The 20150-nt window shown below is 45.8% G+C and carries 16 protein-coding genes; 5 read left to right on the top strand and 11 right to left on the bottom strand.

Translation table 11 applies throughout. The features are described 5' to 3' along the window. Positions 1-3 precede the first annotated feature (3 nt). Positions 4-753 carry a helix-turn-helix domain-containing protein gene (locus tag WBS51_RS05775; RefSeq protein WP_173749008.1) on the bottom strand — a complete coding sequence of 250 codons (750 nt, stop codon included), beginning with the start codon at positions 751-753 and terminating at the stop codon, positions 4-6. A gap of 149 nt (positions 754-902) precedes the next feature. On the opposite strand from WBS51_RS05775, the gene WBS51_RS05780 reads away from it, so the two are divergent. Then, on the top strand, positions 903-3185 hold the full coding sequence (locus WBS51_RS05780) for a glycoside hydrolase family 3 C-terminal domain-containing protein (RefSeq protein WP_294459452.1): 2283 nt from the start codon (positions 903-905) through the stop codon (positions 3183-3185). Between the two features lie 157 nt (positions 3186-3342). Beyond that, positions 3343-4983, top strand: coding sequence for a Na/Pi cotransporter family protein (locus WBS51_RS05785; RefSeq protein WP_342694053.1), 1641 nt, complete (start codon positions 3343-3345; stop codon positions 4981-4983). 151 nt (positions 4984-5134) lie between these two features. On the opposite strand, the gene WBS51_RS05790 is transcribed toward WBS51_RS05785, so the two are convergent. The 4 genes from WBS51_RS05790 to WBS51_RS05805 all read right to left on the bottom strand — a co-directional run bounded on the left by WBS51_RS05790 (position 5135) and on the right by WBS51_RS05805 (position 10052). Next, positions 5135-7669: an ABC transporter permease gene (locus WBS51_RS05790; protein ID WP_294459449.1), complete on the bottom strand. Its 2535-nt coding sequence runs from the start codon at positions 7667-7669 to the stop codon at positions 5135-5137. After that, positions 7662-8342, bottom strand: a complete 681-nt coding sequence (locus WBS51_RS05795) for an ABC transporter ATP-binding protein (protein WP_173749012.1) — start codon at positions 8340-8342, stop codon at positions 7662-7664. Before WBS51_RS05795 ends, WBS51_RS05790 begins: the two co-directional genes overlap by 8 nt. 97 nt (positions 8343-8439) lie before the next feature. Beyond that, positions 8440-9375, bottom strand: coding sequence for a sensor histidine kinase (locus WBS51_RS05800; RefSeq protein ID WP_173749013.1), 936 nt, complete (start codon positions 9373-9375; stop codon positions 8440-8442). Next, positions 9372-10052, bottom strand: a complete 681-nt coding sequence (locus WBS51_RS05805) for a response regulator transcription factor (protein WP_173749014.1) — start codon at positions 10050-10052, stop codon at positions 9372-9374. The genes WBS51_RS05800 and WBS51_RS05805 overlap by 4 nt, the downstream gene beginning before the upstream one ends. A 158-nt stretch (positions 10053-10210) precedes the next feature. On the opposite strand from WBS51_RS05805, the gene WBS51_RS05810 reads away from it, so the two are divergent. Genes WBS51_RS05810 through WBS51_RS05820 form a run of 3 tightly spaced genes read left to right on the top strand, consistent with a single transcriptional unit; the run spans position 10211 to position 13145 of the window. Beyond that, positions 10211-11179: an alpha/beta hydrolase gene (locus WBS51_RS05810; RefSeq protein ID WP_294459442.1), complete on the top strand. Its 969-nt coding sequence runs from the start codon at positions 10211-10213 to the stop codon at positions 11177-11179. Positions 11180-11196: 17 nt separating this feature from the next. Then, positions 11197-12477 carry an alcohol acetyltransferase gene (locus WBS51_RS05815; protein WP_173749016.1) on the top strand — a complete coding sequence of 427 codons (1281 nt, stop codon included), beginning with the start codon at positions 11197-11199 and terminating at the stop codon, positions 12475-12477. A gap of 2 nt (positions 12478-12479) precedes the next feature. Next, entirely contained in the window at positions 12480-13145 is a 666-nt protein-coding gene (locus tag WBS51_RS05820) for a DUF6320 domain-containing protein (protein ID WP_291682379.1), read from the top strand. Between the two features lie 74 nt (positions 13146-13219). Here WBS51_RS05820 and WBS51_RS05825 read toward each other — a convergent pair whose 3' ends face one another. The 6 genes from WBS51_RS05825 to WBS51_RS05850 form a co-directional block, all read right to left on the bottom strand. Further along, positions 13220-15442: a sensor histidine kinase gene (locus WBS51_RS05825; RefSeq protein ID WP_294459439.1), complete on the bottom strand. Its 2223-nt coding sequence runs from the start codon at positions 15440-15442 to the stop codon at positions 13220-13222. Continuing rightward, positions 15414-16127 carry a response regulator transcription factor gene (locus WBS51_RS05830; protein ID WP_173749019.1) on the bottom strand — a complete coding sequence of 238 codons (714 nt, stop codon included), beginning with the start codon at positions 16125-16127 and terminating at the stop codon, positions 15414-15416. Before WBS51_RS05830 ends, WBS51_RS05825 begins: the two co-directional genes overlap by 29 nt. 146 nt (positions 16128-16273) lie before the next feature. Continuing rightward, entirely contained in the window at positions 16274-17377 is a 1104-nt protein-coding gene (gene aroC / locus WBS51_RS05835) for a chorismate synthase (protein WP_294459437.1), read from the bottom strand. Between the two features lie 21 nt (positions 17378-17398). Further along, positions 17399-17671: a DUF1294 domain-containing protein gene (locus tag WBS51_RS05840; RefSeq protein ID WP_330489572.1), complete on the bottom strand. Its 273-nt coding sequence runs from the start codon at positions 17669-17671 to the stop codon at positions 17399-17401. Positions 17672-17680: 9 nt separating this feature from the next. Beyond that, positions 17681-18709, bottom strand: a complete 1029-nt coding sequence (locus WBS51_RS05845; RefSeq protein ID WP_173749021.1) for an asparaginase — start codon at positions 18707-18709, stop codon at positions 17681-17683. Between the two features lie 3 nt (positions 18710-18712). Beyond that, positions 18713-19576 (bottom strand): class I SAM-dependent methyltransferase, encoded by an 864-nt coding sequence (locus WBS51_RS05850; protein ID WP_173749022.1) that lies wholly within the window; start codon positions 19574-19576, stop codon positions 18713-18715. Positions 19577-20150: the final 574 nt, after the last annotated feature.

The raw sequence follows: 20150 nt of genomic DNA on the forward strand, positions 1-20150 counted from the left end.
TGCTTAGGCAGAAGTGTGACGATATTTTCCGGGAGACAAACCTGTTGTCTGCCGGAAAATTTTGATAAAGTGGCTTTCACTGGAAAAGCATAAAATGGTACTGATTTCAGAGACGGAATAATCGGTGTAAAGCAGCATATTTTTGGCAGTGTCGATTTTTTCCTGCCGGACATAAGCCATGGGGCTTAGACCTGTCTCCTCCCGGAACAGGTGGGAAAAGCGGCCCGTACTCAGCCCGGAAAGTTCCCCCAGTTCTTTTAACGTGATTTTGTCCTGGACATGGCTCTGAATATAGTTTATTGCTTTTCGGACAGAACGGGAAAAGGCAGGAGAGAGTTTCCGGTGCTTTACTGCATTGGCAAAGTCCCGTATGGCTCTGGTCTGGAGTTTTTGAATCTGTTCCACGCAGGTACAGGACTCAGAGGTCTGAATATAACTGTCACTCATGGCATAAGCCAAATTTTCGGGTACTCCGGCGTCCATAGCTGCCCGGGTAACCTGTGTAGTAAAGGAAATCATGATAATCTGCGCCTGACGCAGAGGGTTTTGGGACAAAGTTCCCGCTTTTCCTGTAGTTCCCATTAAGCGCAGGCGTTCTTCAGCCAAATCAGCGTCGCCCATACGGACGGCTTCCAGCATATTTTTTTCATATAAATAAGGCGTATGGGGGATAAAGGATTCCCTGCTCTCCAGCAATATTTTTCTTGTTTTCTTATCTAAAAAATCAAAAGAATCCGTATTGAAAATTTCCATAAAAAATCCACTCCTTTTTTGTACAGTATACCAGAGAATTATCAGCATGAATATGATAAAAATAGCAAAAAAATAATATTTTTATTTGCAGAAGTGTGTTAAGTTTATTTCATAAAATATCAGTTTATCATAAGGAGCGATGAGACAATATGAAACGTGATGTAAAAGCGATTGTAAAGGAAATGACTCTGGAAGAGAAAGCCGGAATGTGTTCCGGTAAGGATTTCTGGCACTTGAAAGGAGTAGAACGTCTGGGTATTCCGGAGGTCATGGTGAGCGACGGACCTCATGGGCTGAGAAAGCAGGCAGAGGAAGCGGACCATCTGGGATTAAATGAGAGCATTAAAGCCGTATGTTTTCCTACGGCCTGCGCAACGGCCTGCTCTTTTGACCGGGATTTGCTGCAGGAAATGGGAGAGAGACTGGGAGAAGAATGTCAGGCAGAAGACGTGTCTGTGATTTTAGGCCCGGCTGTCAATATCAAACGTTCCCCTCTGTGCGGAAGAAATTTTGAATATTTCTCAGAAGACCCCTATCTGGCTTCTCAGATGGCAGCTGCACATATTAAGGGTGTGCAGTCTAAGAATGTGGGAACTTCTATTAAGCACTTTGCCGCAAACAATCAGGAACACAGGAGGATGTCCTGTTCTTCAGAAATTGATGAGCGTACCTTTAGGGAAATTTACCTGGGCGCTTTTGAGACAGCCATTAAAGAAGCAAAGCCGGACACAGTGATGTGCTCTTACAACAAAATCAACGGAGAATTTGCCTCTGAAAACCATCGGCTTCTCACAGAAATTTTGAGAGACGAATGGGGATTTGAAGGTTATGTGATGTCTGACTGGGGCGCTGTCAATGAGCGGGTAAAAGGTTTAAAGGCGGGGCTGGATTTGGAAATGCCGGGAAGCGGCGGCTATACAGATAAAGAAATTGTGGAGGCTGTGAAAAACGGAACCATGGACGAATCCGTTCTGGATACAGCTGTGGAAAGAATTTTAAATGTGGTGTTCCATTATGTGGACAACCGCCAGGAAGGAACCTTTGACCGTGAGGAAGACCATAAGCTGGCAGCGAAAATCGCAGCAGAGTCCATGGTACTTTTGAAAAATGAGGGAATTCTGCCTTTGAAACCGGAAGGAAAGAAGATTGCCTTTATCGGAAAATTTGCAGAACAGCCAAGATTCCAGGGCGGCGGAAGTTCTCATATTAACTCTTTTAAAATCACCAGTGCATTAGACGCAGTAAAGGAAGTTACAGAAGTGACTTATGCCCAGGGATATGACATAAAGGAAGATAAAACAGATGAAAAGCTTCATAAGGAAGCCGTGCGGGCGGCGAAGGAGGCTGATGTTGCCGTGATTTTTGCAGGTCTTCCGGATGCGTTTGAGTCAGAAGGATATGACAGAACACATATGAGAATGCCCCAGTGCCAGAATACTTTAATTTCAGATATTACAAAAGTGCAGAAAAATGTAGTTGTAGTGCTGCATAACGGCTCTCCGGTAGAAATGCCCTGGGCGGATGACGTTCAGGGGATTCTGGAAGCTTATCTGTGCGGAGAAGCCGTAGGACAGGCAGAAGTAGATTTGCTCTTTGGCAAGGCTAACCCGTGCGGTAAACTGGCTGAAACGGTTCCTTATAAGCTGTCAGACAACCCGTCTTACCTGTATTTCCCGGGAGACGGAAAGACGGTGGAATATAAGGAAGGCGTCTTTGTAGGCTACCGTTATTATGATACCAAGGAAATGCCGGTGCGCTATCCTTTTGGATACGGATTAAGCTATACAACGTTTGCATACAGCGATATGCAGATTTCTGCAGAGGAAATCAAAGATACGGATACGCTGAAGGTATCTCTGAAGGTGAAAAATACAGGAAATGTGGCAGGAAAAGAGATTGTACAGCTTTATGTAGCGGATAAGACAGGCGCAGCCAGCCGTCCGGTGAAAGAACTGAAAAACTTTGTGAAAGTAGAATTGCAGCCACAGGAAGAAAAAACCGTGGAAATGGAACTGGATAAGAGAAGTTTTGCGTGGTACTGCACGGAACTTCAGGACTGGTATGCGGCAACCGGAGAATATGAAATTCTGGCGGCAGCGTCTTCTCAGGATGTGCGTCTTAGAAAAACTGTCCGAGTGGTTTCTTTCCAGGAAATACCGCTGCATGTACACATGAACACCACCATCAGTGAACTGATGGAAAATCCAAAAACCAACAGCGTGATTCAGGAACTGGCCAGCAGCCTCATGGAACATATGGGCGGTTCTCAGGACGGAGAAGAAGGAACAGCAGCAGCAGAAGCGATTACCCCGGAAATGTCCATGAAAATGATGGAGAACGCGCCTCTTCGCGCTATGCGCAGTTTCATGGGAATGAATGGAGAGGAACTGGAGGCGTTGATTAAAAAATTGCAGGAAGCAGCGTCAATGTAGCAAAAACGTACTTTTCGTTGTGTCATAATGTTAAATCTATGTAAAATATGTTAAATCTCTGTATAAAATATTGCGGAATTTGCTCATAAAAGGTATAAAAGTAAGGAAGAGATTAATAAAACGTAAAAATTGCATGAATTGCAATGGGAGGAAAAACGTGAAGATTACAGATTTTTTCAGTCTTTTAGGAGGACTGGCATTATTCCTTTACGGAATGCAGATGATGAGCAACGGACTTGAGGCAGCAGCAGGAAACAAGATGAAACAGATTCTGGAAAAGCTGACTGCAAACCGTTTTCTGGGTGTTTTGGTAGGTGCCGGAATTACAGCCGTTATTCAGTCTTCATCAGCCGCCACAGTTATGGTCGTGGGCTTTGTAAACTCAGGCATGATGACTTTAAAACAGGCCGTATGGATTATTATGGGTGCCAATATCGGTACCACAATTACCGGACAGTTAATTGCCCTTGATGTCGGTCAGCTGGCGCCGCTTTTTGCTTTTGCAGGTGTGGCTTTGATTGTGTTTGTGAAGAAACAAAAGGTACATCACTATGGTTTGATTGTAGCCGGACTCGGTATTCTGTTTATTGGTATGGAAATGATGAGCGGCGCAATGATGCCTCTTAGAGAGTCTGAGGCTTTCGTCTCTCTTATGACGAAATTCTCCAACCCGGTACTGGGCATTCTGGCAGGTATGATATTTACAGCTCTTATTCAGTCTTCTTCTGCGTCTGTAGGTATTCTGCAGGCCCTTGCATCCAGCGGACTGATTGGACTGCCAAATGCAGTATTCGTACTGTTCGGACAGAACATTGGTACTTGTATTACAGCAATTCTGGCTGCTATCGGCACAAACAGAAATGCAAAACGTACTACAGTGATTCACCTGATGTTCAACATTATCGGTACGACTATCTTTACCATCGTATGTATTCTGACTCCGCTGACCTCACTGGTGGAAAACTGGACACCGGGAAATGTTTCAGCACAGATTGCAAATATGCATACATTATTTAACATTGTAACAACACTGCTCCTTCTTCCATTTGGAACTTATCTGGCAAAACTTGCTGTCAAGATTCTTCCGGAGAAACAGGAAGAAATGGAAGGCGTTATGCACATGGAGTTCATTCATCCAATGGAAACCAAAAGAGATACTCAGATTGGTCTTTCCGCTATTGCGGTTACGGGTATTAAGAACGAACTTCACCGTATGATTGGCATGGCAAAAGAAAATGTAGAAAAGAGTTTTGTATGTGTGAAAGATGGAAAGAGAGAACTCTTAGAGGAAGTCAGAGAGCGAGAGGAATATATTGATTATCTGAACAAAGAGATTTCCAAATATATTTCCAAGGTGCTGGTAAATGAAAGCAATCCGGGAGATTCCCAGTACATCAGCGCGCTTTTTAAAGTGTGCGGAAACGTAGAGAGAATCGGCGACCACGCCATGAATATCTGCGAATATACCAAGATGATTGAAAAACAGGGAATTACCTTCTCTGCAGAAGTAAAAGAAGAAATGGATGAAATGCGTGAAATTTGTGGAAAAGCTTTAGATTTTCTGTCACAAATTGAGGATAACTCCGGAAAGAACATTCAGGCTATCGAAGACTTTGAGCAGAAAATTGACGATATGACAGAGGACTACAGACAGAAGCAGATGGTTCGTATGCAGAAAGGAACCTGCTCAGAGGAAGGCTGTATTATCTACTCTGAAATGCTGACAGATTTTGAACGTATTGGTGACCATATTCTGAACATTGGACAGGAAATGGGCATGGGAAAAGTCGGAGCATAAGAAAACATTTATGAATACCTTGTAAATTAGAGGCTGTGGCATTAAGCACACTATGTGTTTCTTGCCACAGCCTTCATTGCTGACACAAAGAAACCCCTAATTCCCTCAAGATTAAGGGAATTAGGGGAGTTGAATAGGCGAATCCTATTTTTTATTCGCTTGTTCTTATTCTGTCCACCAGACTGCCTGTTTGCATTCTCTTATAAAGCAGTGGTGGAATCAGAGCACAGATTCCAAAGGCTATCATAAAGAGCAGGAGATTTTTTAGGACAGGAACGCAGAACGTCATACCGTAAATGTTCATAAAATGAAAAATCACATATCCCAAAGGCACTCCCGCCAGAAGGGAAAGCAAGACGGAGATTACGCCGTATCCGAGACCTTCTGTCATAAGTACCCGTCTTATTTGCTTTTGCGTCATCCCCAGGCTTTCCAGTACAGCGAATTCTCTGGAACGCTCCTGCACGCTGGCAGTCATCATATTAAAATAATTCATGAGCGTCAGAAGCGCCAGAATCAGTCCCAGGCCATTTCCAAAGACTTTTATTTGAGTTTCCGTTTTTGACATATTTTTATAGGATTCCAGCTTGGATTGGAAACCAACGCGCTTTTCACCTGCGAAGATTTGCTTTATCTGTGCTTCTGTTTCTTTGGAAAAAGGTTTCTCATAATCTGCACAAACTACTTCAATGGGGAACTCGCCTGCAAGTTTTTCCGCAAATTTTTCACTGACTATAATCTGCGGGTTGTAGCCACCGGAAAAAGAGGCGGGAGAATTCGAAAGAGCAGCGATTTTTACAGAATACATCTGCTGGCTTTTTCCGGGAAAGTAAAAAGTCAGATTTTTTCCCACGGCTTCTTTTGGGGATACCCAGTAGTTCTTTTCCAAGAGGGCAATTTTTCCTTCAAGAAACAGGGTTTTATCCAGCGTATTTCCCAGTTCTTCGTTTAATACGTCAAATTCTGTTTCGCTGATACCCACCAGACGGCTTCCAAACATGTTATTCATAGTTTCCGTATCTTTTTTATAGGCGTCCATGGTTTCATTATAATTGCCGCCCGGTGTCATTCTGGACTCAAACAGCCGTTTCAGATATCCTCCCAGTGCCTCTTTCTGATAAGGAATACAGATATCTGTGGTTTTGACTGTTCGTATATTCTTTACACCGGGAACGGATTTTAGCTTCTGCAGTTTCTCAGAGGTAAAAAGCTGTGTTTCATCTTCGCGGAGCATGGTATTATTTTCCAATGCAATATCGCTGTCAGAAATAGTATTCAGTACGCGTTTGGAATCATATTCCATCAAAAGTATACTTACAATCAGAAAAAGCGAAAGCACAAGAAAGAACGAGGTTAAAATAGCAAAGGTCTGTTTTTTTCGACGGAACATATTTCGCCATGCCATGGCTCTTATGCTGTTGCTGCCTTTGGCTTTTGTTCTTTTGGACTGGAATTTTAAATCGGCTTCTGTATAACGTACAGCCTCCATAGGAGCACATTCCCCTACAATTTTTGCAGGTTTTCTGGCACTGATAAAGACAGTAAAAGCAGAGAAAATCCCTGCACACAGACAGATAATTCCATAGAGGAGAGGGGTATGTACGGCTTTTATCCCATCTCCGGGATCCAACAGGCGGATGGCCTGGGGCAGAATCTGATTTAACATAATCAGTCCCAGGAGAAGCCCCAGTGGAATTCCTCCTGCGGCATTCCAGAAGGCTTGAAGATAAACCAGGTGCCGAAGCTGGGGAGTCGTCATGCCAAGAGTCCGTAACTGCCCAAAGTAACGGATATCTTTGGCAATGGAAATATAAAGCGTATTGTAAATAAACAGATACCCTGCGCTGAAAATCATGAAAAGTAAAAAAATGATGCCTGCCGCTGTTTTCAGGTAGTAGAAAATTAAATCCGGGTCCGATTCCAGAATCTGGCGGTCGGACAGATTCAGCTGTTTTTCCAGGGCTGAAATATTTTTCTGGGTATACAGAGAATGTTTTAAGGAAAGGAACAGGTAACCTTGTCCATAGCTTGTCTGGTCAGCGCCCGTAGTTTCGTAAAAAGCTTTTGATACAAACCCTTTGGACTGTCCCGTATAATCTTTGAAATAGCCGGAAAGAGTAAAGGTTTCCGTAAAAATACTCTGGTCTGCTTCCTGGGCAGTCTTTGGCTCTTCTTCTGTAATATTGTAATAGGTGACAGGAATTTTCATGCCAAGGGTGGGATTCTGAATACCCAGTTCCTTCAGGGCGTCTAAAGAGAGCATGATTTCGTCCTTGTTCTTTGGAAAACATCCCTTTACAGATTCAAAAGCAGGAAGAAGCTGTTTTTTCCACCCTTCTTTGTCACTGTAAAACAGTTTCACCATACTGGAATATTGGCCGTTTCCCTGGGTAATCATGGCACACTTCACTTCCAGCCCCGAGGCGCGGATATAATCCAGTTGTTTTACTTTTTCTATCTGGTCAGGGCGGGGCTCTGTCAGGGCGATGTCGTAATCTCTGCCGGACATCATAAGGTTTCGCCTGGAAAGCGCCTGGGTGTACTGGATTCCGATTCCGATAACGGTTATCAACAGGAAGGAAGTCAGAATAATGGCAAGGATGGTAAGGAGGTTTCGCTTTCTGTTTGCCTGATAAGTGGTGCGGGCTATGCGGGAAATGGTCTTTTTATTGTTTACTTTAATCATAAATCCCACCTCCGCAGATTCGTCCGTCTTCCAGCCGGATTATCCGCTGGGACATCTGGGCAATTTCTTCATCATGGGTAATCATGACCACAGTCTGGTTCAATTGTTCCTGGCTGATTTTTAAAAGCCCCAGAACGTCCTGTCCGGTTCGGGTATCCAGATTACCGGTGGGTTCGTCGGCCAGTACAATGGCAGGTTTGGCCGCCAGAGCTCTGGCCAGAGCGGTTCTCTGTTGTTGGCCGCCGGAAAGCTGGCCGGGCATGGCATAGCGCTTTTCAGACAATCCCAGCATGTCCAGAATGTGGTTTACATAATCCTTGTCCGGCCGGATACCATCCAACTGAATGGGAAGCACCACATTTTCATACACATTCAGCAGGGGCAGGAGGTTGTAATTCTGAAAAACAAAACCGATTTTTCTGCGCCGGAAAATGGTCAGGGAATCTCTGTCCATCTGGGAAATATCCTGTCCGTCTGCCAGCACCCGTCCCGAAGTGGGGTTGTCCAGACCGCCCAGCATGTGCAGCAGCGTGGATTTGCCGCTGCCCGATTTACCTACAATAGAGAGAAATTCGCCTTTTTCTACGGAGAGATTGACGCCGTCCAGGGCTTTCACAACCGTGTTTCCCAGCGGATAATATTTTTTCAGATTTTCTGCTTTTAAGATAGTCATAGAAATACTCCTTTCGATTTCTGTATTTTGCATTACAGTAACTATAGCAGAATAATCTTTCCACATTCTGTCTCAAAAGTGACAGTTTTGACAGATTTCAAAAGTATACGGAATTCGAAAGAGCATGTCTGGAAAGAAACACCGAGAAGTCGCTGCCTTTGCCTGGGGAAGAATCCACTTTGATATACCCGCCCTCCTTCGCCAGAATTTCCCTGGCAAGATACAGCCCGATTCCCAGACCTTTTTCTTGAGACACAGAAGGGGAGCGGTAAAACCGCTGAAAAATCATGCCCTGTTCTTTCTCTGAAATTCCCGGTCCCTGGTCCCGGACATGAATACGGATAAAGGAATCGTAGCTTTCTGCAAAAAGCTGAATTTCAGAACCTTTGGGGGCATATTTTACAGCGTTGTTCAGTATATTTCCCAGGGCTTCTGCTGTCCACTTCATATCGAAAAATGCCTGGAAATCTTCGCTAGAAATCTGAAAGGAAATATGTTTTTTCATGGCCTGCAGCTCTTCCGCCTGGCAGACAAGCCCCAGAAGCTCTGCTGTACCGGAAAAGGCGGGATGAAGAGCAAGCATGTCACTTTCCAGATAAGAAGAATGTACCAGTTCTTTCATAAAGAAATCCAGTTTTTCTGTCTGTGCCTGTATTTTCTGCGTCAGGGCTCTGCTCTGGTCATCGATTTCCGCCTCGGCCAGAAGTCCGGTGTACAGCATGATATTGGTCAGGGGAGTACGTACCTGATGAGAGATGTCAGCAATCAGAGATTTTACCACATTGCGCTCTTCATCTGCCTTTCGATAACTGGCATTGGAAATATCTAAAAGACGGTTTATCCGCTCAGAAATGGCAGCATCTGCAGATTCATCAAAAACAGCCAAAGTCTTCTGGCCGTCCAGGGCTCTGTCCAGGATTTCCAGTATATGATTCATTTGTTTGTCCAGATTTTTCCGATACTGAACCATGGCGAACAGGCACACAGACAGCAGCAGAAGCAGAACAAGGATTCCCAAAAGCAATAGTTTCATTTCGCATTCTCCCACATATACCCTTTTCCGTAAATCGTTTTGATGTACTGGGGATTGGAAGGTTTTTCTTCCAGTTTATCCCGCAGTCTGCGGATACCTACAGACAGGGCGTTGTCCTCTACATATTCGGTTCCGTCTTCCCAGACCCATGCCAGAAGCCGCTCCCGGGTGAGGATTTTTCCCTGGTTAAATACGAGAAGATAGAGAATTTTCTGCTCAGTGCGGCTTAATTCTATGGCTTTTCCGTCCTTGTAAAATTCCATGGTGGAAAAGGAGAAGCGAAAAGGTTCCTGCATATACTCTGATTCCTGTTTGGGACTGATTCTGCGCAGCAGCGCCCGAATACGCGCCCGAAGTACCATGGTGCTGAAGGGTTTGGTGATATAGTCGTCTGCTCCGCATTCCAGCCCCCGTACAATGTCCAGTTCCATGTCACGGGCAGTCAGGAGGATAATGGGAACCTTGCTTTCTCTGCGGATGTCCTGGCAGAAGGCGAAGCCGCTGCCGTCAGGAAGATTGACATCTAAAAGCAGCAGGTCAAAGGTCTGGCTTTTTAAGGCTGCCGCCGCGTCTTTGACTGTGCTGCATACGGTAAAGGAAAAATCTTTGTCTTTTAAAGCCATCTCCATGCCAAACGCCAGTTCCTCATCATCTTCCAGTATCATGATATAGTTCATAGTCCTGTTTTATCCTTTCCCATTGTTCTTGCAAAACGTTGCTCTATTGGGATTATTGTACCTGTCTTGTTGTACATTTTCAAGTGTGTGTGGTATGATTAAGAAACACAAAGCCAAATGCCAGGCTGGCAGACTGAGAAAAATGAGGACAAAAAGACATGAATAAAGCAAAACAGATACTTTTAAAAGCCCTTTCTTCGCCGGATTCCAGGCTGGATGTGGAGAAATCCAGAAAGCTGATGAATCTGAAAGCCTTAGACCCGTTAAAGCCTTTTTACCGGACTTTAGATACAAAGTTTTACCGGGAAGGACGGGAGATTCCCCTTCGGATTTATTTTCCGGACAGTGAATCTTATCAGACTGCAGAGGCAGTGCAAAAGGGCGACATGACGGATAACATTTACCCTGTGCTGCTGTATATTCACGGCGGTGGGTTTGTGACGGAAAGTGTGGATTCCTACAGCCGGGTATGCCGGAATCTTGCAAAGCACACCCGTCATGTAGTGGTAGCTATTGACTATCCCCTGGCGCCGGAACACCGGTTTCCTACACAGGTGGAGGACTGTTACGCTGTGGCAAAAGCGGTTTTTGCGGACAGGAATCTGCTGAATGCAGACCCGGACTCCATTACCATTATGGGAGACAGCGCAGGAGGAAATCTGACTGCGGCTGTGACCTTAATGGCAAGAGACAGAGGGGAGTTTGCGCCGCCCAGACAGATACTGATTTACCCCTGTGTCAACAACAATTACCGGGAGAACAACGGCTTTGCTTCCCTTATGGAGAACGGGCAGGATTACCTGTTGACACGGCAGAATATGGCGGATTATCTGGACTATTACCAGTCTTCAGAGAGGGACAGAGAAAACCCTTATTTTGCTCCCCTTCTGGCAGAGGATTTCACCAATCTGCCGAAAACTCTGATTATTACCGGGGAATTTGACCCGTTAAGAGACGAAGGAGAGGCCTTTGCTGCAAAACTGGCAAAAGGGGGAAACCAGGTGGAATATCATAGAATTGCAGACGGGATTCATGGATTTTTTCTGCTGGAAACCTTTCATCCGGCAGTGAAGAAGACTTATGAATATATAAATGAATTTCTGGAAACAGAGGGGATACAGGATTAAAGAAGGGGGAAAAAATTGTGCCAGGAAGAGGAAGAAAATGGCGCTCACTGGAGAATACAGCCAAAATATTTCCGGCTACCAGCGGGAAAAAGGATGAGAGGGTGTTTCGGATTTCCTGCCAGATGAAGGAAGCTGTAGAGCCGGAAAAGCTGCAGAGGGCGCTGGATTTATGTGTGGAAGACTATGCGCTTTTTCTCTGTGTACTGCGGGGCGGACTCTTTTGGAACTATCTGGAGGAAACTCATTTAAGACCGGTGGTGAGGGAGGAATACAAGCCGCCCTGCAGTCAGATTTATGTCCGGGATCAGAAGAATCTGCTGTTTGAAGTGACTTACTACCGGAAGCGGATTAACTTTGAAACTTATCATGCCCTTACAGATGGAACCGGGGCTATGCAGTTTGTAAAATCTTTGCTTTATTATTATCTCAAAGAACTGCACCCGGATAAGGTGAGCGGTACGGCGGACCAGGTAAGGCCTGACGCCACAGCGGCAGAGATGTCGGAAGACAGTTTTGAGAAATACTATTCCGACCGGGGAAAAGAGGAAAAAATCCCGAAATACCGGGCGCATCAATTACATTACCGGAAGACGGAATACCACATGCTGCACCTGACAGAAGGAATCTTGTCAGTGAAGGAACTGCTGGAAACGGCTCGTTCTTACGGCACGACGCTGACTGTATATCTCACGGCTGTCTATTTGTGCGCCATTGCACAGGATATGAGTGAAAAGCAGAAGAAAAAGCCGGTGGCCTTAATGATTCCCGTGAACCTGAGAAACTATTTTCCCTCGGATTCGGTACGAAACTTTTTCGGGTGGATTGATATTGGATATGATTTTTCCAGCCAGAGTGAAAAGCTGGAAGATGTTATCGCGTTTACGGCAAAATTTTTTAAAGAAGAGCTGACGCCCCAGCGGATTGCGGCCAGAATGAACGGTTTTATGCGTATGGAGAAAAATCCTTTTATGCGGGCGCTTCCCCTGCCTTTGAAACTGTGGGGCATGCAGGCCGGAGCCAGACTGTCTTCTGCCAATGGAACCGCTGTGTTTTCCAATATCGGAAAGATTACGATGCCGAAAGAATGCAGGGAATATATAGACTGGTTTGATTTTTATACCACGACGCCCAAAATGGAAATTTGTATGTGTTCCTTTGAAGATAATCTGACTATCAGCTTTACTTCCCAGTTTGCAGAAAGCCATGTGGAGCGGAATTTCTTCCGTATGCTGACAGAACAGGGGACAGCGGTGCGTATTATTTCCTGGAATGAGGAAGACTGGAAAGGGGGAGAATGAGTATGCAGTACTGCAGTAAGTGCAAAGTTTCCATAGAGACGCCTCATAAGAGATGTCCCCTTTGCCAGGGAAAGCTGGAGGGAGAAGGTGAGGAGGAGAGCAAGCTGTTTCCCGACTTGTCGGGAGAGAAATCCAGAGTGTTTCTGGGATTTAAGGTGTTTACCTTTTGCTGTATAGCGATTCTTGTTCTGGGGTTGGCGGTCAATCTCATGTTTCCCGCACCGGTATTCTGGGCAGGCTTTCTGGCGGCGGCTGTTGTCTGTATGTGGATTCTCACGGCAGCGGCCTTTATCAAAAGACGGAATCTGCTGAAAAATACGTTGTGGCAGATGGTGCTTTTGTGTGTGGTGTTTCTGTTCTGGGATTTTCTGACCGGGTATCGGGGCTGGTCTTTAGAGTACGGAATTCCTGTGGTAATTCTTCTGGTATTTCCTGTGCTTACGGTCATTGTGAAGCTGATGAAGCTGCCGGCATCTTATTATATGATTTACTATCTGCTGGCCTGTGCAGCAGGGCTTTTGCAGCTTCTGTTCTGGCCTGCGGGACTGGTGCAGATGCATAGAGTCTGTGTGCTCTGCGGTGCGGTATCGGCCCTTGTTTTTGCGGGGCTTGGGATTTTCCAGGGGAAATATGTCTGGGAAGAAATGAGGAAAAAGACTCATATGTAAGAAAAAATAGGAATGTCATATCAAGCACAGGGAGAAAATTCCTGATATCAGCTTGATATGGCATTCTTTTTCGATTATTTTAGAAAAGTAATTTCAACGGTAAACAAGTCTGCGTCTGTCAGCACCTCCAGCCGTCCGCCCTGGAGCTCTGTGAAGCTCTTGGCAATAGCCAGGCCCAGTCCGCTGCCTTCTGTGTTTCTGGAAGAATCTCCCCGGACGAACCGCTCGGTAATCTCGCTGGGATTAAAGTTCAGCTCTGTTGCAGAAATATTCTTCATAATAATTTTTACATGATTTTCTGTGTTTTCCATGTTGACGTATACCCTGGTACCGGGCATGGCGTACTTGGTAATGTTTACCAGCAGATTTTCAAAAACCCGGTAAGTGCGCTGGCTGTCCAGCGGAAGAATCACTTTTTCTTCCGGAAGCTGCCACCGGAATACCAAATCCGTAGCGTCAATTTTGTCCTGCAGTTCCAGTTTGACCTGACGCAGAAGACTGACAATATCAATGTCCATAATGTTTAAGGTAACGGTCTTGCTGGTGGCCTTGCTGATTTCAAACAAATCTTCAATCAGAATTTTCAGCCGGTTGGCTTTCTGGTCCAGAATCTGAATGTAGCGTTTCCGTTCTTCCTCCGGCAAATCCTCCTGTTTCAGCAAATCCACATAAGTGATAATGGCCGTCAGAGGGGTTTTTAAATCGTGGGAGACATTGGTAATCAAATCTGTTTTCATCTTTGTGCTTTTCACCTCTTCGTCAACAGCTTTGGAAAATCCTGTCTGAATCTTGGAGATTTCCTCACGGAAAGGCTCGAATACCCCTAAGTCCTCGGGAATGGTACCGTTTAAGTTTCCTTTTGCCAGTTCATTGGTGGCTTCCAGGAGAAGCTGGTACTGGTCCTGGATTCTTCGCAGGTACTTCCGCAGCAGGAAGAACAGGGCAATGGAATAGACCACCAGTGCGCCGATTCCGAAGAACCACATCAAGCTGATAAAGCCCAGGATAATAAAGTTAATCAGCACGATTTTCAGTAGAGCACGGTTGCTGTCATCCTTTAAGTTTATATGAAGGAGTCCGTCATAAGTATTCCGGCAGAGCTTGCACAGCCAGGGCCAGATACGGTAAATCAGTACCCGTTTTTTGATATAGCGTTTCAGTCCCATGGTAAGCATGGTACGCAGGCAGCCTACAGTCCAGTAAACTACAGCAAAGAGGGCAATCCAGCCAAAGAGTCCCCAGGTGTATTGCAGAATAGTTGCCGGAAGTTCCGGTGTGCCGATGCTGGTAAGTACATTGTAAATGGCCTGTGTATTCAGCGCAGAAGGGTCTGTGAGAATGGATTCTGCGATACTGATGGCACAGATACCTGTTACAAAGATAATTTCAAAAGGCGTATGGAAGATTTTTTCTTCTCCCGTCTGCAGCGGCTGAACAAAAGGAAGCAGAAGAGCGCCCAGAGCGACAAAACCGGCCAGAGCCAGGCACAGAACCAGCAAATCGCCATTGTAAGAGCCTGTTTCCAGATAATAAGAGTAATCGCTTTCCAGGAAATCGGGAAGCACGGCGTTGGTCATAGCGAAGCAGTAAATGCGGCTCTGCGGTTTCTGGAAGGTACGGCGGAAATTGTAGTAATCGCTGAATTCCTCTGTGGGATTCTGTTTGGCAATCTCATTTAACATCTGAGATTCTGCGCCTTTTTGCTGAGACAGGAAGGAAGTAGACTTCACAGTGCCGTTTTCGTTGTATTCCACAATAGCGGCAAAGGCATATTCAGAATCCTCGTCTAAGACACCGCGCGTCCGCATATTGGAAAGCGCCGTATAGAGAGAATTTTTCTCCTCCGTGCTGCCACGGTTAGTGTCGATAATATCCTTGCTTTCTCCGTCCAGTACGTCGTATTCCAGATAAGTACGAAGATGAGAAAAATCAGACTGCCAATCGTTGTATTTTTCTTCCATGTCGTAAACTACAGAGTCGATGTCCGTGTAATCCTGAGAGTCCGTAGTCTCCGATGAGGTACTTTCTGCAGTCTTTGTCTCTCCGGTAGAGAAGAACATGTCGTAAGCGCTTAACGTATTGTTGTTTTTGCTCTGCAGTTCTTCCCCGTAGAGCACATAGCAGTTTTCTACCAGTTGGTTTAGCAGGCCGGACTCTGTAAAAGACAGGTTCTCCTGTTTGTTTTGCTGCCGAATATAATGGGGCCGTATAATCATCATGGCCAGAGACGGCAGCAGAATAACCAGCGCCACGATAACGGCTGTCAGTTTATGATAATTTTTCAATTTTGTATCCAACTCCCCACACCACCTTTAAATATTTTGGTTCCTTCGGATTAATCTCAATCTTTTCGCGGATATTCCGGACATGCACCATAACGGTTTCTGTGTTAATGGCTCTTTCATTCCATACCCGCTCATAAATTTCATCAGCTGAGAATACTCTTCCGGGATTTTTGATAAGCAACAGAAGAATTTTAAATTCCATGGGTGTCATCTTGACAGGCGCGTCATCCACACGGACTTCAAAGGTATTTTCGTTGACCTCCAGACCGCCCATGGTGTAGACAGTTTCCGTGCGTTCCTGCTCTTTTGCCTGGAGTTTTTCCATAAACCGCCGGTAGCGGCGCATCTGGGAATTGACTCTGGCCATAAGCTCCATAGGAGTAAAGGGTTTGGTGACATAATCGTCTGCGCCGATGTTGAGCCCCATAACTTTATCTACTTCTTCGGATTTGGCAGAGAGCATAATCACCGGAAAATCGTGTTTTTCCCGCAGCTTCATAGTCATGGTAATACCGTCCATGCGGGGCATCATAATATCCACAATGGCCAGATGAATTTCTTCCTTTTCCAGTACTTCAAGACCTTTCATGCCGTCTTCTGCCATAAAGACCTCATATCCCTGGCTCTTTAAGTAAATGGCAACGCCCTCCCGTATGTCTTTGTCATCTTCTACAATTAAAATGTGATTCATATCCATGGTTTTCTCCTGTTCCTCTGTCTATGCTACAGATAATAAAGTATAAACTAAAAAAGTGGCGTGTAAAAAAGCAAAAGAATTTCTAAAGAAAACCCTCGCAGAAAACTCAAGAAAGAAGAGGAGTCTGCGAAGGCAAAAAAATACTGTTATTTGTCAAAAAACTCTTTGATTTTATCCAGGCGTGTGGTCATGCTTCCCAGCATGGCGTCCAAAATCACCAGTGCAGCCATGGATTCCACTACGACTACAGCTCTGGGAACAATAATGGGGTCATGGCGGCCTTTAATACGGATTTCGATTTCCTCCCCCTGGCGGTTGACGGTTTCCTGTGGTGCGGCAATGGAAGGGGTGGGTTTAAAAGCTGCCCTGAAAAGAATGGGAGCTCCGTCGCTGATACCTCCGGTAATGCCGCCGGAGTGGTTGGTTTTCTTCATAATCTGCCCCTCTGTGTCCATGCGGTAGGCATCGTTGTTTTCCAGTCCGGTCAGGCGGGCTGCTTCCATGCCTTCGCCGATTTCAAAGCCTTTCACAGCCCCGATGGAAAACATGGCTTTTGCAAGGGCAGCGTCCAGCTTTTCAAAGGCAGGTTCTCCGATTCCGGCAGGAACGCCGGTGATTTCACATTCCACCATACCGCCGGAGGAGTTGGTTTCCCGCATACATTTGTCCAGATACTCCTGTGCCGCCTGAGCTGCCTGTGTGTCCGGCATGTACAGGGCATTGTTTGAAATCTCTTCTTTGGAGAAATTGGCCCGGTTAATCTGTACGGGACCAATGGAATAGGTATAGGCGGAAACCGTGATTCCCAGTTCTTTTAACAGCTTTGCGGCAATGGCCCCTGCGGCCACACGTCCAATGGTTTCCCGGCCGGAGGAACGTCCGCCGCCTCTGTAATCCCGGAAACCGTATTTGCGGTCATAGTTTAAATCTGCATGACCGGGACGGTAGCAGTTGGCAATTTCGCTGTAGTCATGAGAGCGCTGGTCCGTGTTTGCCACCATAAGGGAAATGGGGTGTCCTGTGGTTTTTCCCTCAAAGACGCCGGAAAGGATTTCCACCTGGTCGGCTTCCTTTCGCTTGGTGGTGAAACGGGACTGTCCCGGTTTTCTCCGGTCTAAGAAGGCCTGAATGTCCTCCTCGCAAAGAGAAAATCCGGCAGGGCAGCCGTCTACCACAACACCGATACCTCTGCCGTGGGACTCCCCCCATGTTGTAATGCGGAAAATGTTTCCAAATGTTGAACCGTACATAACCTTACCTCCCATTTCCATTTATAAGTTGAATACCGTGTATGCAACAATCGCCGCAATGGCCTGAATCAGCAGAATTGCCGGCAGTCCTACGGCGAATTTTCTGTGCTGTGTCTTATGTCTGAAGATACGCATACCGCAGATGGCGCCCAGAGAACCGCCGCAGACGGCAATTCCCAGCAGGGTTTTCTCTGAAATTCGCCACTGATGAAGTTTGGCTTTCTGCTTGTCTATACCGAAGCAGAGAAAGGCCAGCAGATTCACAGCTATGAGATACATCACAATATTTTTCACAATCAAAAATTACACTCCTTTGTAACTGTTCCCCGCCACATCCGGAAGGGTGATTTCCCCTGCCAGATTGCGGTAGAACATTTCCTCTATTTTTTTGCGCTCCCAGTGTTTGCCCAGAATCCACATAACTTTGGTAACCACGGCTTCTGTGCTCATGTCATAAGCCTGGAACACACCGGCATCCAGCGCGATTTTTCCTGTTTCGTAGAGAGAAAGATTGCTGCCCTCGTAAGGACACTGGCTTTTCACTACTACAATCATTCCTTTCTGAATGACGTCTTTTAAGTCGTCAATGACCTCAGAAGACAGGGTGGGAATTCCGCCCATGCCAAAGGCCTCAATAATCAGCCCCCGGTAGCCCTGTTCATACAGAAGCTGAAAAATTTTTCCGTCAAAGCCGGGTACTAATTTAATAAGAAAGACTTTTTCTTCCAGTTTGGTTTCCAGAGTACATTTGCCTCTTGGTCCCGGTATATAAGAGCGCCGCAAATCCAGCCCCCAGGAATTTACCTCGCCCACATAGGGATAATTAATGCTTTCAAAGGCATGAAAACTGGTAGTGCGTACCTTTGAAGCCCTGGTTCCCAGAATCACCTTGCGGTTAAAGGCAAGGAAAATACCGGGCATGCCGCTTCCGGCCATGTGAATGGCGCAGCGGCAGTTTTCCACTGCGTCTGCCAGTGGATTTAAAATAGAAAGCTGGCTTCCGGTAATGACTATGGGAATGGGGATATTCGGCAGCATGAAGGACAGTGCGGAAGAGGTATATGCCATGGTATCCGTCCCGTGGAAAATCACAATGCCGTCATAAGTCATATACTGCTCGTAAATCGTTTTTGCCATGGCCTGCCAGTTGGAAGGCTGGATATTGGCGCTGTCCAACTGGAACAGTTCCAGAAAATCCACGTCGTACAAATCCGTAATATCGGAAATGTAGGAGAGGATATCCTTGCTGGAAAGTCCCGGCACCAGTCCTTTTTCGTCCTGCACACAGGCCAGGGTTCCGCCTGTGGTAATAATGAGAATTTTCTTTTTCATCCTTTATTTCCCTGCTTCCCACCGTCCCGAAGCGCCGCAGGGCAGTACCAGTCCGCTCTGGGTTACGGGAAGTCCGATTTCCTGTGAATCCACGGTTCCGTTGAATTTCTTTAATTCCGTTGCCAGCATGTAGGTCAATACTGCAGGAGCAAGTCCTGTGGTGTAGGAGTTGACAAGGAAGAACAGCGGGTTGTCAGAGAGAATCTGGGTACACAGCTGAATGAGCGGGTGAATGGCATCTTCAATTTTCCAGATTTCTCCTTTTGGTCCTCTGCCGTAAGACGGCGGGTCCATGATAATGGCGTCGTATTTGTTTCCTCTGCGGATTTCCCGCTCTACAAATTTTACGCAGTCGTCCACCAGCCAGCGGATGGGGGCGTCTTTTAAGCCGGAAGACACGGCATTTTCCTTTGCCCAGGCAACCATTCCCTTGGAAGCGTCCACATGAGTGACAGAAGCGCCGGCTGCAGCCGCAGCCAGGGTGGCGCCTCCGGTGTAGGCAAAGAGGTTTAATACTTTGATGGGGCGTCCGGCTGTACGGATTTTTTCAGAAAACCAGTCCCAGTTGGCTGCCTGTTCCGGGAAAAGTCCGGTGTGCTTGAAGCTGAAAGGCTTTAAGTTAAAGGTCAGACTTTTGTACTGGATGGTCCACTGTTCCGGTAAGTCGAAGAATTCCCATTCGCCGCCTCCCTTTTTGCTGCGGTGGTAGTGGCCGTTCATTTTTTTCCAGCCTTTGTGTGTCTTAGGAGTGTCCCAGATAACCTGAGGGTCCGGACGCACCAGAAGATAATCTCCCCAGCGTTCCAGTTTTTCCCCTTTTGAAGTATCTATAATTTCATAATCTTTCCATTGATTGGCAATCCACATATTAGAATCCTTTCTGCTGAACTATCGTTCGTTTATAGCCAGTATGTGATTTTTATTAAAATAAAGCATATTCAGTATAACAGAAGGAAGGAAAGCAGGCAACCGGGGAATGGTATTTTAGAGCGGTATTTTGGAGAGCGGAGCAGGGAAACAGAAAGATGGAATCTGGAAAACAAATTTCGGCAGAAAAGAAGAGGTCGTTGCGTATGGCATAGGGCTTCTTGTTTTTCTCGAAAAACAGTGGAAATGCGGGAATGCCTATGTTACAATATTTTCAAAGCATTATATTTCCAATAATCTAATATGTCTATTGCGGTATTCTGCCGTGTCTGAAAATCTGACAACATATCAAAGGAAAATCTCAATGCTTTTATTCATAGAAAACAGGAACAAATGCAGAGAGGTGGAACAAAGATGTTAGCAGAATTTGTTAATTTATCGAGCAAGTGTTAAAAGGGGTGATATTAATATGGAAAATAATATAGCTATTTATCAGTCTATTATTGCAGAGGTCAAAGAGATTATTTCAGCAGGAAGAGGAGCAGCAAGGAGAATATAGACCCAATATTACTAT

It is taken from the genome of Blautia acetica, assembly GCF_038739805.1.
Classification (GTDB): Bacteria; Bacillota; Clostridia; order Lachnospirales; family Lachnospiraceae; genus Blautia.

What these genes read in the sequence shown, in the direction of transcription:
- WBS51_RS05775 (WP_173749008.1), bottom strand. Translation starts at nt 753, where the DNA reads ATGGAAATTTTCAATACGGATTCTTTTGATTTTTTAGATAAGAAAACA.
- WBS51_RS05780 (WP_294459452.1), top strand. Translation starts at nt 903, where the DNA reads ATGAAACGTGATGTAAAAGCGATTGTAAAGGAAATGACTCTGGAAGAG.
- WBS51_RS05790 (WP_294459449.1), bottom strand. Translation starts at nt 7,669, where the DNA reads ATGATTAAAGTAAACAATAAAAAGACCATTTCCCGCATAGCCCGCACC.
- WBS51_RS05795 (WP_173749012.1), bottom strand. Translation starts at nt 8,342, where the DNA reads ATGACTATCTTAAAAGCAGAAAATCTGAAAAAATATTATCCGCTGGGA.
- WBS51_RS05800 (WP_173749013.1), bottom strand. Translation starts at nt 9,375, where the DNA reads ATGAAACTATTGCTTTTGGGAATCCTTGTTCTGCTTCTGCTGCTGTCT.
- WBS51_RS05805 (WP_173749014.1), bottom strand. Translation starts at nt 10,052, where the DNA reads ATGAACTATATCATGATACTGGAAGATGATGAGGAACTGGCGTTTGGC.
- WBS51_RS05810 (WP_294459442.1), top strand. Translation starts at nt 10,211, where the DNA reads ATGAATAAAGCAAAACAGATACTTTTAAAAGCCCTTTCTTCGCCGGAT.
- WBS51_RS05820 (WP_291682379.1), top strand. Translation starts at nt 12,480, where the DNA reads ATGCAGTACTGCAGTAAGTGCAAAGTTTCCATAGAGACGCCTCATAAG.
- WBS51_RS05830 (WP_173749019.1), bottom strand. Translation starts at nt 16,127, where the DNA reads ATGGATATGAATCACATTTTAATTGTAGAAGATGACAAAGACATACGG.
- aroC (WP_294459437.1), bottom strand. Translation starts at nt 17,377, where the DNA reads ATGTACGGTTCAACATTTGGAAACATTTTCCGCATTACAACATGGGGG.
- WBS51_RS05845 (WP_173749021.1), bottom strand. Translation starts at nt 18,709, where the DNA reads ATGAAAAAGAAAATTCTCATTATTACCACAGGCGGAACCCTGGCCTGT.
- WBS51_RS05850 (WP_173749022.1), bottom strand. Translation starts at nt 19,576, where the DNA reads ATGTGGATTGCCAATCAATGGAAAGATTATGAAATTATAGATACTTCA.